Here is an 11,697-nt window from a genome sequence, read left to right as displayed (position 1 = left end):
GGACCGCCTAGAAGCGTCCGTTGCGGGGACGGGGCTGGCAGACCGGGCAGGTATGCGAGGAACGGTTCATAAACTGCTCACGGCGGATGACGGAATGGATTCCTGCAGCGGCACACCGGCCACATGGCTGCCCCTCCCGGCCATACGCGTTCAGGGAGCGGTCAAAGTATCCTGAGGCGCCGTTGACGTTGACATAGAGGGAGTCGAAACTCGTTCCCCCGGCTGCCAATGCGTCCAGCATGACTTCGCGGGCGCACGCCAGGACCCGTTCGGCGTCTCCACGCCGCAGTTTGTCCGTTGGCCGCGCATAATGCAACTGCGCACGCCACAGGGCCTCGTCAGCGTAGATATTGCCGATGCCCGATATCAGCCCCTGGTCCAGCAGGGCACGTTTGAGCCCGGTCTTCCGCTTCCGGAGCCGCTGGTAGAACAGGTCGAAGGAAAACGCCGGGTCCAGGGGGTCGCGTGCGATATGGGCGGCTTCCTCGGCGATCAGCGGCAGCGGTGACTCAGCAAGTCCGCCCGGGCCGCCGTCGTCCGTGGGAACCATCGCTGTAACAAACAGTCCCCCGAAAATGCGTTGGTCCACAAACCGCAGTTGCCCGGGCATCCCCTCACGGGGACTCAGGCGGAGCCGGACCTTAAGGTGCTTCTCATCGGGGACGCCGGCATCCTGCATGAGCAGCTGGCCGCTCATACCCAGATGTGCCATGATGGCGACGGCGGGACTGGTGTCAGCGGACACCTCGCCATCGACCGAAGCAGCAGGCGGGTGGGCGGATGCTGAATCCGTCAAGGGGAGCCACAGGAATTTGCCGCGCCGCACGACGTCGGTGACCGTGGCACCCACGAGATTGCCGGCAAAATCCTCCATGCCCAGGGCGTGGCGGCGGATGGACCGTGCGTCCAGGACGTCAACGGAGGTGATGGTCCGGCCGCGCACCCAGCTCACCAGGCCGCGGCGGACCACCTCCACTTCAGGCAGTTCAGGCATGGCAGGTTACGCGCCGGTGGCGGACTCCGGTGTTGCCCCGGCCTCCGCTGATCCAACGGTTCCGGAGAGAACCCGCCAGGCGTCTGCAGCGGCTTCCTGCTCGGCTTCCTTCTTGGAGTGGCCGGATCCCTTGCCGTACGCGGTGCCGCCAATGTTAAGGACAGCCGTGAAGGTGCGGGCATGGTCCGGGCCGGCACCTTCCACTGCGTAGTAGATGGTCCCGAGCTGCCGGCTGGCCGCGAGTTCCTGGATGCTGGTCTTCCAGTCGGTGCCCGCGCCAAGCGCGGCTGCGTCCTTCAGGAGAGGGCCGACCAGCCGCATGACCAACTGGCGTGCCGTCTCAATATCGTTGGACACGTAGGTAGCGCCGATCAGCGCTTCCATGGTGTCCGCCAGGATGGAGGCCTTGTTCTTGCCTTCGGTCAGTTTTTCGCCCTGACCCAGGTAGATGTAGTCCCCGATGCCGAGGCTTCGGCCGATACCGGCGAGGGCCCGTGTGCTGACCACGGCAGACCGGCGTTTTGCCAGGTCGCCTTCGGGCAGGCTCGGGTTGTCCTTGTACAGGGCGTCCGTCACCGAAAAACCCAGGATGGAGTCACCCAGGAACTCAAGCCGCTCGTTGGTGGGGATGCCGCCGTTTTCGTAGGCGTAGGAACGGTGTGTGAGAGCAAGACGAAGCGTCCCGGCGTCAATGGAGACACCGAGACGCTTCAGAAGCTCTTCAGTTGAAGACATCATCTCAGCCTAAGCGGCCGATTAGACGTCTGCGACCTTGCGTCCCTTGTACTCAAGGAACAGCGCAGTGCCAGCCGAGTCGGTAACGACCTTTGCCTGGTGCGGCAGGCTGTAGGTGACCTGGCCGTTCTCTACGGTCTTCACCAGGTGGGGGGCAGTTGCCTTCCACTGGGAGCGGCGGGCGCGGGTATTCGAGCGAGACATTTTCCGCTTGGGAACAGCCACGGCTAACTCATTTCTCTCTAGACAAACACGTACAAATCAATTTTGCCGGTCAGGCTTAGCCATATCAGCTAGGGCAGCCCAGCGAGGATCCAAGACCTCGTGGTGGTGCCCCGGCTCGTCTTCCAGGCGAATTCCGCATTCGGAACAGAGGCCCTGGCAGTCTTCCCGGCACACCGGCTGGAACGGCAGCATGGTTACAACTGCGTCCCGCAACACCGGTTCAAGATCGATCAGATCGTGCTCGACTCGACGTTGCTCTTCATCGTCTTCTTCGTCTGAAAGCAGGACGCCTTCATAGAAGAAAAGTTCTTGCACATTGACCTCAAGGTCATACGCAAGGGGATCCAGGCACCGGCCGCATTCACCCGTAACGTGGGCAGCTGCGGTTCCTGATACCAGAATTCCTTCGTGTACGGCCTCAAGCCTCAGATCCAGCCCGATGTCCGAGCCTTCCTGAACGCCAATGAGTGCCACACCAAGATCACTTGGTGCGGGTACATGTTCTTTCAGTGTCCGCATGCTTCCCGGGCTACGCCCGAGGTCCTTGACGTCGAACGCCAAGGGCGAACTAGCATCTCGTTTAATGAGAACTCCTGTTGAACATATGACCGACGTACCATCTTAGCCTGAAGAACCTTAGGGACTCAAACCAGGCGACGGACGGCCCGTCGAAAGTACCGCCACAAGCCTACCCTCTGGGCAGCTGAACAGATGCCGACTCGCCAGAGAGCATCCTCTTCTGAACCGAGCGGGGCACGTAGTCGGACACACTGCCGCCCAGGCTGGCCACTTCCTTGATCAGGGTGGACGACAGATGAAGGTAGCGCGCCTCTGCGGGCAGGAACACCGTCTCCACACCGCTGAGCTGGCGGTTCATGGTGGCCATGGGCAGCTCGTAGTCGAAGTCGGAGGAGGAACGGAGGCCCTTCACAATCGCGGACACACCCCGCTGGTGGCAGTACTCAGCCAGCAGGCCCTCGCCCACCGGTTCAACCACAATTCCCTTGAGGGAAGCCAGGGTCTCCCTCGCCATGTCGATGCGGTCCCCCAGGCTGAACATGTACTTCTTCGCGTAGTTGGTGGACACGGCCACGATGACTTCATCGAAGAGGCCCGCAGCGCGGGCGATTACCTCGAGATGACCGTTGTGGATGGGGTCAAAGGATCCGGGGCAGACAGCGCGTCTCATGCACCGAACCTACCGCATCTCCAGCCCGGGATACCATGACTGGATGCATCCACCACGGGAGCTTTCCCAGCCTGCGGCACCGGCTCCGTGGCAGCGTGCCGCGGCCGGCGCCAACCTCCTGGGATCCGCCGGAGAGCTGGGCGTCACCATCTTCGAGGAAATGACCACCCTCGCGGCCCAGACCGGCGCCATCAACCTGGGGCAGGGCTTTCCGGACGAGGACGGGCCGGCGGAAATCAAGGCTGCAGCCATCGCCGCCATCGATGCCGGGGCCAACCAGTATGCTCCAGGCAAAGGCATCCTTGAGCTGCGCGAGGCTGTCGCAACACACCAGGACCGGTTCTATGGGCTGACCCCGGATCCGCAGACCGAGGTCCTTATCACTACGGGCGCCACCGAAGGCCTTGCGGCAGCTCTGCTCGCCTTTGTGGGCCCTGGCGACGAGGTCCTGACATTCGAGCCGTTCTATGACTCGTACGGCGCCGTCATCGGACTCTCCGGTGCCACCCACGTCACGGCACCCCTCCTGGCGCCCGACTTTTTCCCGGACCTGGCTGCTCTCGAAGCGGCCTTTACGGACAGAACCAAGGTGGTGCTGCTGAATAACCCGCACAACCCCACCGGTGCTGTCTTTCCCCGCGAAGTCCTTCAGCGCGTCGTCGGGCTGGCCCAAAAGCATGACTGCCTCATCATCACCGATGAAGTGTATGAGCACCTCACCTTCGGTCCGGGTCATATTCCGGTGGCCACACTGGCCGGCGCCGCTGAACGGACCATCACCATTTCGTCAGCAGGGAAGACCTTTTCCTTCACCGGCTGGAAGATCGGCTGGCTGACGGGCCCGGAGCATCTGGTGGCCGCCGTCCGCACCGTGAAGCAGTTCCTGACCTACAGTTCGGGAACACCCTTCCAGGCAGCCATCGCCACGGGCCTGGCGCTGCCGGATGGCTTCTACCAGGGCATCGCCGCCACGCTTCGGAAGAAACGGGACATCCTCAGCGACGGCCTCCGCTCCGCCGGCTTCGATGTCTTCACCCCGCAAGGCACCTACTTCGTCAATGTGGACACTGCTCCCCTGGGCATCGGCGATTCCGTGGACCTGGCGCGCCGGCTGCCCTCGCTGGTCGGAGTGGCCGCAATCCCCGTCCCTGTCTTTTGCCACCCGCAGGGTGCAGAACGCACCCGCAGCCTGCTCAGGTTCGCATTCTGCAAAAAAGTGGATGTCCTCGAAGAGGCTGCCGCGCGCTTGGCCACCCTCAGCGGAAAGCTCTGATGGCCGACGCCGGCAACCTTCGGGCCACCAGATTCCTGCGGACCACCGGACAGCACGCAGCCATTGAGCCGGACGCCTTCACCGGCGGCGGCTACGTCATGAGCATTGGCGGTGCTGAGCAGTCGCACGTCAACCTCGCCCACCCCGAGGAGATCTTCTACGAATACCTGCGGCGGATCGCCCACCTGGTGGACCTCGCCGCGCCGGAGGGCCAGCCGGTGGCAGCGCTGCACCTTGGAGCCGGCGCGCTGACACTCGCCCGCTACATCCAGGCAACACGGCCAGGGTCGATCCAGTACGCGGTGGAGCTGGAACGGGAATTGCTCGACTTTGTCCTCCAGCAACTGCCCCTGCCCGAGGGTACGAACCTGCACACCGTCATCGGGGACGCCCGCGGTGCCTTGGCCGACGTGGGCTGGCAGCTTCAGTTCGACGTCGTCATCCTGGATATCTTCTCGGGTCCGGAGGCCCCGGAGCACATCGCCTGCACGGAGTTCTATCAGGAAGCCCGGGCACGGCTGGCACCGGAAGGCGTGTTGATCGTCAACGTCGGCGATGAGCCGGCCCTGACCCTGGTACGAAGCCAGGCGGCGGCCATGCGCCGGGCCATGACTGATGTGGCCGCCTTCGCCGAGTCCGGCATGTTCGCCGGCCGCTACCCCGGCAACGTCATCCTGGCAGGAACACAAAGGCCATGGCCTGCGGCCTGGACGGCCGAATTGACCGCACGGGGTCCGCACCCCGCCCGGGTTCTCGCGGGTGTCGACCTGGACGTGCTGGCAGGCTGAGACCCGGCACGGCTAGGACTGGCTCTGTTCCTGCCCGTCAATGACAAGGTCCGGCGGGATGGCATCCGGCACTGACGGCTCTGCGAACCACAGCCGGGTTTCGCCGTACTTCTTCTCCGCGAACCGCTCCAGGCCAGCCGACCAACCGGGCTCGGGTGAGCGGGAGGACCGCTCCACCACCACCACCGCCGACGGGGTGAGGTGGTCAGCGAGTTTGGCCAGCACCGCCGACAAGGCGGGCTCGTCCAATGGATAGGGCGGATCCAGGAAGACCAGATCCCACGTCGCGGAACCGTCTGCGCGCTCGAGGAATGACTCCACCTTCGACCGGTGCACTGTCACGACCTTGTGCCCCAGGAGCCCGTTGACGAGGTCGGCGTTGCGTTGGCACACGGAGCTGGCCTTCGCATCGAATTCCACCAGGTCCACGGTGCCGGCTCCCCTGCTGCCGCTCTCCACGCCCAACGCACCGGAACCTGCGTAGAGGTCCAGGACCTTGGCACCTGCAATGATCCCGAAGGCATCGAGCCGGGAAAACAGGGCTTCCTTGACACGGTCTGTGGTTGGCCTGGTCAGGGACCCGGGAACGTTCGCCAGGGGCGTTCCGCCGGCTGCACCCGCGATGATCCGGCTCATGGCTGCCTGCTATCCGCGTTCAAGGAACGCCTCCTTCTCAGGGTTAAGATACTCGTCAATGGCCGCAGCGAGCAGAGGATGCTGCGCCAGCGACGGGTCGTTGCCGACGATTTCCTGCGCGTCCGTCCTGGCACGGGCAATAACGTCCTCGTGCTCGAGCACCCGCAGCAACTTCAGCGTGGAGCGGCCGCCGGACTGCGACGCCCCCAGGATGTCTCCTTCGCGCCTGAGCTTGAGGTCTTCCTGGGACAGCTCGAAGCCGTCAGTGGTGGCAGCCACGGCGTCCAGCCTACGGCGGCTGGGGTGCCCGGGTTCGAGGCTGGTAACCAGCAGGCAGGTTCCGGCCAACCCGCCGCGGCCTACCCGGCCACGGAGCTGGTGGAGCTGGGAAATACCGAAACGGTCAGCATCGAGGATGACCATGAGGGTGGCGTTGTGGACGTCAACTCCGACTTCAATGACTGTGGTGGAGACCAGGAGCTTGGTCCGGTTGGCGGTGAAGTCAGCCATCGCCGCCGATTTCACCGCGGGGTCCTGGCGGCCGTGCAGGGGCGCCAGCGGCACCCCGGCCAGGGCCGGCTCCTGTTGGAGATGTTCGACGACGGCGGTCACCGAGGCGAGCTCGCGGGCGCTGCTCCCGCCCTCCAGGTCAGCCGCCGAAGGTTCGGCTTCACCGGGACTGAAGTCGCCGTCGTCGTCCGTTCCAATCCTGGGGCACACCACAAACACCTGGTGGCCGGCGGCGATCTCTTCGCGGGACCGCGTCCAGATGCGGTCCGCCCAGCCGGGGTTTTCCGCCAGGCCCACCACATGGGTGGTGATCGGTGCCCTGCCGGCGGGAAGTTCGTCCAGCACTGAGGTTTCAAGGTCCCCGAAGACTGTCATGGCAACGGTCCGGGGAATCGGGGTTGCTGTCATGACCAGGAGGTGCGGCGGCTTGCTGGCCTTTGACCTCAGCACATCGCGCTGTTCCACGCCGAACCGGTGCTGTTCGTCCACCACGATCAGTCCAAGGTCGTAGAAAGAGACGTTTTCGCTCAGCAGTGCGTGCGTCCCGATCACGATCCCGGCCGCACCGGAGGCTGCATCGAGCAGTGCGCGTTTGCGGGCCGCAGCGGGCAGGGAGCCCGTGAGCAGGCTGACTTGGACGGTGTCCCCGGCCAGGCCGGCCAGTAAGCCATCCCGGGACAGCATGGGGTCCCGGGACAGGGCCCCCAGGGTCCGGCGGATGGAATCGAAGTGCTGGGCAGCCAGAACCTCTGTGGGCGCCAGCAAAGCGGCCTGTCCCCCCGCGTCCACCACCTGCAGCATGGCCCGCAGCGCCACGATGGTCTTGCCGGAGCCGACTTCGCCTTGCAGCAGCCTGTTCATGGGGCTGTCCTGCGCCAGTTCGGCCGCGAGGGTCTTGCCCACAGCTGCCTGTCCGGCGGTGAGCGTAAAAGGAAGCTGCTGATCGAACGCCGCCAGCAGGCCTCCGGTGACAGGGCGGCGGGCGGTGGCTTCCTCGGCCGCGAGCTGCGCGCGGCGCCGGGCCAGCGCCGCCTGCAGGACCAAGGCCTCCTGGTACCGCAGACGGTCCTGGGCCTGCCTCCAGTCGGCATGTGACTCAGGCCTATGGATGAGCCGGTAAGCCTGGGCCACCGGCAGGAACTTCTCCCGGCGGACCACCGACTCGGGCAGCGGATCCGGCAAGTCGTCCAGGTCCAGGGTCTCCAACAAGGTGGCAATGACTTTCTGGATGGACCAGCTGGTGAGTTTGCTGGTGGCCGGATACACCGGAACGGGCATGGCAGCGAGCTTCTCGGGATCGATGCCCGGCATGTCCGGGTCCTCGTCCAGGAGGTTGAAATCCGGGTTGGTCAGGCTCAGTGAGGAACCATACTGCGTGACCTTGCCGGAGAACATGACGCGCCGGCCGGGCAGGAGCTCCGCTTTTGCCCGGAAGCCGTTAAAGAAGGTGACCTTGAGCGTACCGTGCCCGCTGCCGGGTCCCACGGCGGACAGCCTGGGGCGCCCATGGGAGGCGGCGTCGTCAGTGATGACGACGTCGGTGATGGAACCACGGCGGGTATGCATCTTGCGGGTGCTGTTGGAGAGGACGCGGGCAATAAGCGTGACCTCTTCGTCCAGGGGAACCTCGCTGATGGGCGTGAGCTCACCACGGTTCAGGTAGCGCCGCGGGAAATAATTGAGCAGGCCGCCGGCCGTGGTTATCCCGAGGTTCTTCTCAATGACGGCCGCGGAACGCTTTCCGATGCGGCGTTCCAAGGCAACGTCCAGGTCAGCGCTCATGCCCACTGGAGTTCACCGGAGCTGGTTCCGGGTCACGGGCCAGGGCGAGTTCGCTGACGGAGATGTCGCTGGGTTCGCCCAGGGAACGGATCAGCGCGACGGCGGGTTCAGCCTCGGGAACGTGGACGTGGACCCGCCAACGGTAGGTGCCGTCGGCCACCGCTGCGCTGTCCACCTGGCTCATGATGACCGAATCGCCGATTTCGTCCAGCCGTTGCCTGAGAGTGGCCGCGCTGAGGGGCGACAGGCTGATGGTGCACATGACCTCCACGCCGTCGTCGTCGGGGAGGTCCTTGTGGATATGGGGATCCTGGACGTCGTAACCGTGCAGTCCGTCCAGGAGTTCGCCCTGGAGCTCGCCGCCCATCACGGCTGAACGGAGGCAGTCAAGGATGAGGAGCATGCCGACACCCCCGGCGTCGACGACGTGGGCAGCCTCCAGTGCGGGCAGCTGCCCTTCGGTGTTCACCACTGCCGCCAGTGCGCCGTTGACGGCAGCGTCCAGGGCCAGGCCCAAAGCGTGGTTGCTGTGGTCGCCGTTCTTCCCGTTTTCCACCTCTGCCGCCGCACGCGCAGCAGCTTCCATCACCGACAGCATGGTGCCGGGTACAGGATCACTCAAAGCGGACCAGGCCCGGATCTGGGCACGGTTCAGGGCAGCGGCCAACAGCGTGGCGGTCAGGCGGGTGTGTCCGACCAGCGGCTCGGCAGCGGCGCAGAGAAACACCGAAAAAAGCGTTCCGGAGTTACCGCGTGCCTGCTCCATCGCCGCCCGGCCCGCACGGGCCAGCACCACGCCGACGTCCCCGTGGCCGGCGTCGGGCTGGCCCGCAGCATCGCCGTGCAGGGCCCGGGCAGCCGCCCGGACCGTGAGGTAGAGGTTGGTGCCGGTGTCTCCATCAGCTACGGGAAAAATGTTGATCGCGTTGAGCCGGTCACTGTGGTTGCCAACGGCCGTTTCGGCCTTGTCCAACCACCGCTTCATCGCTTGCGCGTTGGCGGCAACCTTAATCTGCAAAGTGATCCCATCCCCCGGTGCCAGCGGCGTGGCCCGCAATCGTGACGCCCGGGCCGGAGTTGATTCCCGGGGCTTGTACTGAGCCTATCGCAGTGAATCCGGGAGGCAGCTGAACGTCAGGCGGGAATGTGGCCAGCAACCCGTGGTCCTCTCCCCCGCCCAGAACCCAATCCAAGGGGTCCAACTGCAGGAAGTCCGACGCCGGCTTGAGGCTTTCCGCAAGCCGCTTCAGTTCCGCGGGGTCCAGGTCGATAACGGCATTGCTGGCGAGAGCCAACCGGGTACCGTCCCGCACCAGGCCGTCGGAGATGTCCATCATGGCGGTTGCTCCCGCTGACCTGGCCAGCGGTCCGGCGGCCAGGGGCGGCTGCGGCCTGCACTGGACGTCCAGCAGCTCGCGCTGCTCCCGAACCAGGGAATCGACGTCCGAGTCCGATTCCAAAAGGGCAAGTCCGGCGGCGGCCCTGCCCACTGTACCGGCCAGCGCCAGGACATCCCCCGCGCGTGCCCCGGAGCGCAGCACGGGCTTTCCGCCGGCCAGGGTCCCCAGCACCGCGACTGTTACGGAGATTTCCCGGCCACGGCCCAAGTCACCTCCGGCCACTGAACAGTTGATGGCCCCCAGATCCCGGATTGCTGCCGACAGGCCGTCGGCAAGATCCTCCACCCAGCTGACCGGTGTGCCCGGTGGCAACGTGAGGCTGACAACCATGGACGTGGCCGTGGCCCCCATGGCGTTGATGTCGCTGAGGTTCTGGGCTGCGGCCTTCCAGCCAACGTCAAAGCCCGTGGTGCGGTACCCGTTGGTCCAGGTGAGCCGGAAGTCCTGGTCCTGCACCTGCGTATCGATGCTGATGAGCGTCCGGCCGTCCGGCGCGGAGACGATGGCGGCGTCGTCCCCGGGACCGAGCAGAATTGGCGAAGGGTGGTCCCCGCCGATCTCCAGCCGCGGGAAGATGCGGGCGAGCAGGCCGGCTTCTGACAGCCCGGCCACGGTGAGGGGCTCGTCAGTCAGGGGTTCTTCAGTCAACGGTATTTCAGGCACGCCCCTACGCTACAGCGGCTGACTGACATTCGATGGCGAAGAGCAGATCTGCGCAGCTCAGTCTTTCCGCAACGCCTCACACGGAATCACTACTTGAGCAAACTTCCACGTGGCAGGAGCCACGACGGCGCTGGCGCTGGGCAGTGCGGGATCGACGGAGCAAAGGGTTCGGGCCGCTTCCACCCCGGGCGACCAGGCCGGACCAACCTGGCGCGTAGTAGCTGTGGGAAAGTAGCTGATGAGGAGGACAGCAACGAATATCCCGGCGAGCAAAGGAGTGACTCCGCGTTGTAGATGCCCACGCTGCAGGGCCACGGCCACGGCGATGGGAATCAGCAGGAGAATGAACATTGCCGGAGCCGCTGCGTAACGAACGTAGCCAAAACCGTTGGCCCAGTCCGATTCCGAAAACCTCGAGTAATTGAACATCGGATTACCGCTCAGTACTACCGATGCGGTCCAGCACAGAGCTGAAGCCGTCAGGGCAATGATTGCGGCCCACTGAAAAGTGCGGTCGCCCTTTATCAGTACGTAGACAAGCAGCCCAACTACCAGGAGACAGGGAACCACCAGCGCCCACGCCCCGAAATTCACTATCCCCGAAGCCAGGGTCCTGCTATCCGGGTTCCAGATGGAACCGATGGGCAGCAGCACATAGCCCATCAGCACCGACAGCGGGTCGACGGCGTCAGTCGGGGGCGGAGCACCGTTGAACCTTGGCTTACTCAGCGTGGTCAGGACCTGAAGCACCAGGCCAACGAGTAACCCGGCGGGAGCAGCATAAGCGCGCTTCCGGAATGCGGCCCAGATTGCCAGCGGCAAAAACATGCCGGTGATGATTTCACTTGCAGCGGTAACGAATGTCACCACAAACAGCCCGGCACCCGCGACTGCTGATTTCGGCTTGCTCAGCAGCAGCCAAGGCGTCAGCCACAGCAGGTACCAATGCAGGTTGGCCGCATTGCCCTGAATCTCGTTTGGACCAATTGGCAGCAGGATGGGAATGACCGCAATCATGACCCGCACCGGTACTGAATCAGTCAGTACCCGCGAAAGATGGAAGACAGCAATGGAAATGGCGGCCACCACTGCACAACTGACCAGCGACATGGCGATGGCGTATCCGTCCAGCGGGACGAGCGCATGCGCAGCACTCGACAATAGCCGAGGCAGGACATGCAGGTAGCCGTCGTAAGGCAGGAAAATGCTCTGCAGGTGGCCGGTGCTGAGGACATCGCGCAGGAAGACGCCGCCGTCCTCAGCCCAGACAGTCTCCTTGGTCATGGAAGGCAGGCGACCCCAGGCCAGAAACGTCAGGACCAGTGCGCTGCCCAGGAGCACCGCGCCTTTCATGGTCAGGCGCATGGCTGTCGACCTTTTGCCGTTCGCAGAGGCCGGGCGATGGGCAGGGTCAACCTCGATAATCTTTGTCATTTGGTGAGTAGTTTATCGTCCCTGCAGCACAGCCAAATGATCCCGCCAGGCCCAGGCGCCCAGCCCCC

12 protein-coding genes are annotated in these 11,697 nt (G+C 64.6%); 2 read left to right on the top strand and 10 right to left on the bottom strand.

The genetic code is table 11. From position 1 onward, the window contains the following. Positions 1-7 precede the first annotated feature (7 nt). The 5 genes from mutM to coaD form a co-directional block, all read right to left on the bottom strand. Positions 8-994 (bottom strand): bifunctional DNA-formamidopyrimidine glycosylase/DNA-(apurinic or apyrimidinic site) lyase, encoded by a 987-nt coding sequence (gene mutM / locus AC1MCA_RS18405; RefSeq protein WP_479799737.1) that lies wholly within the window; start codon positions 992-994, stop codon positions 8-10. 6 nt (positions 995-1,000) lie between these two features. Continuing rightward, positions 1,001-1,729 carry a ribonuclease III gene (gene rnc / locus AC1MCA_RS18400; protein ID WP_479799736.1) on the bottom strand — a complete coding sequence of 243 codons (729 nt, stop codon included), beginning with the start codon at positions 1,727-1,729 and terminating at the stop codon, positions 1,001-1,003. Between the two features lie 21 nt (positions 1,730-1,750). After that, positions 1,751-1,954 (bottom strand): 50S ribosomal protein L32, encoded by a 204-nt coding sequence (gene rpmF / locus AC1MCA_RS18395; protein ID WP_009356569.1) that lies wholly within the window; start codon positions 1,952-1,954, stop codon positions 1,751-1,753. Between the two features lie 36 nt (positions 1,955-1,990). Then, positions 1,991-2,515: a YceD family protein gene (locus AC1MCA_RS18390; protein ID WP_108598969.1), complete on the bottom strand. Its 525-nt coding sequence runs from the start codon at positions 2,513-2,515 to the stop codon at positions 1,991-1,993. Between the two features lie 127 nt (positions 2,516-2,642). After that, entirely contained in the window at positions 2,643-3,143 is a 501-nt protein-coding gene (gene coaD, locus AC1MCA_RS18385) for a pantetheine-phosphate adenylyltransferase (RefSeq protein WP_108598970.1), read from the bottom strand. 43 nt (positions 3,144-3,186) lie between these two features. Here coaD and AC1MCA_RS18380 point away from each other — a divergent pair, with 43 nt between their 5' ends. Together AC1MCA_RS18380 and AC1MCA_RS18375 are read left to right on the top strand one after the other, a co-directional pair. Next, entirely contained in the window at positions 3,187-4,416 is a 1,230-nt protein-coding gene (locus tag AC1MCA_RS18380; RefSeq protein WP_479799735.1) for an aminotransferase class I/II-fold pyridoxal phosphate-dependent enzyme, read from the top strand. Further along, entirely contained in the window at positions 4,416-5,204 is a 789-nt protein-coding gene (locus AC1MCA_RS18375; protein ID WP_479799734.1) for a spermidine synthase, read from the top strand. The genes AC1MCA_RS18380 and AC1MCA_RS18375 overlap by 1 nt, the downstream gene beginning before the upstream one ends. 12 nt (positions 5,205-5,216) lie before the next feature. On the opposite strand, the gene rsmD is transcribed toward AC1MCA_RS18375, so the two are convergent. Genes rsmD through AC1MCA_RS18350 form a run of 5 tightly spaced genes read right to left on the bottom strand, consistent with a single transcriptional unit; the run spans position 5,217 to position 11,629 of the window. Further along, entirely contained in the window at positions 5,217-5,840 is a 624-nt protein-coding gene (rsmD, locus tag AC1MCA_RS18370; protein ID WP_479799733.1) for a 16S rRNA (guanine(966)-N(2))-methyltransferase RsmD, read from the bottom strand. A gap of 9 nt (positions 5,841-5,849) precedes the next feature. Next, complete coding sequence (locus AC1MCA_RS18365) at positions 5,850-8,132, bottom strand: ATP-dependent DNA helicase RecG (RefSeq protein WP_479799732.1); 2,283 nt, start codon at positions 8,130-8,132, stop codon at positions 5,850-5,852. Then, a complete protein-coding gene (locus AC1MCA_RS18360; protein ID WP_479799731.1) occupies positions 8,122-9,117 on the bottom strand; it encodes a DAK2 domain-containing protein in 996 nt (331 codons plus the stop codon). The genes AC1MCA_RS18365 and AC1MCA_RS18360 overlap by 11 nt, the downstream gene beginning before the upstream one ends. 22 nt (positions 9,118-9,139) lie before the next feature. Next, a complete protein-coding gene (thiL, locus tag AC1MCA_RS18355) occupies positions 9,140-10,195 on the bottom strand; it encodes a thiamine-phosphate kinase (protein WP_479799730.1) in 1,056 nt (351 codons plus the stop codon). A gap of 57 nt (positions 10,196-10,252) precedes the next feature. Next, positions 10,253-11,629: a hypothetical protein gene (locus AC1MCA_RS18350; RefSeq protein WP_479799729.1), complete on the bottom strand. Its 1,377-nt coding sequence runs from the start codon at positions 11,627-11,629 to the stop codon at positions 10,253-10,255. Positions 11,630-11,697: the final 68 nt, after the last annotated feature.

It is taken from the genome of Arthrobacter sp. BK1, assembly GCF_056680055.1.
Note: the sequence above shows the minus strand (reverse complement) of the source record. Positions and strands in the feature narration are given on the sequence as shown.

Excerpts from the sequence above, each read along its gene's own strand:
- rnc (WP_479799736.1), bottom strand. The coding sequence starts at position 1,729 with ATGTCTTCAACTGAAGAGCTTCTGAAGCGTCTCGGTGTCTCCATTGAC.
- rsmD (WP_479799733.1), bottom strand. The coding sequence starts at position 5,840 with ATGAGCCGGATCATCGCGGGTGCAGCCGGCGGAACGCCCCTGGCGAAC.
- mutM (WP_479799737.1), bottom strand. The coding sequence starts at position 994 with ATGCCTGAACTGCCTGAAGTGGAGGTGGTCCGCCGCGGCCTGGTGAGC.
- AC1MCA_RS18375 (WP_479799734.1), top strand. The coding sequence starts at position 4,416 with ATGGCCGACGCCGGCAACCTTCGGGCCACCAGATTCCTGCGGACCACC.
- AC1MCA_RS18360 (WP_479799731.1), bottom strand. The coding sequence starts at position 9,117 with ATGAAGCGGTGGTTGGACAAGGCCGAAACGGCCGTTGGCAACCACAGT.
- AC1MCA_RS18350 (WP_479799729.1), bottom strand. The coding sequence starts at position 11,629 with ATGACAAAGATTATCGAGGTTGACCCTGCCCATCGCCCGGCCTCTGCG.
- AC1MCA_RS18380 (WP_479799735.1), top strand. The coding sequence starts at position 3,187 with ATGCATCCACCACGGGAGCTTTCCCAGCCTGCGGCACCGGCTCCGTGG.
- coaD (WP_108598970.1), bottom strand. The coding sequence starts at position 3,143 with ATGAGACGCGCTGTCTGCCCCGGATCCTTTGACCCCATCCACAACGGT.
- AC1MCA_RS18365 (WP_479799732.1), bottom strand. The coding sequence starts at position 8,132 with ATGAGCGCTGACCTGGACGTTGCCTTGGAACGCCGCATCGGAAAGCGT.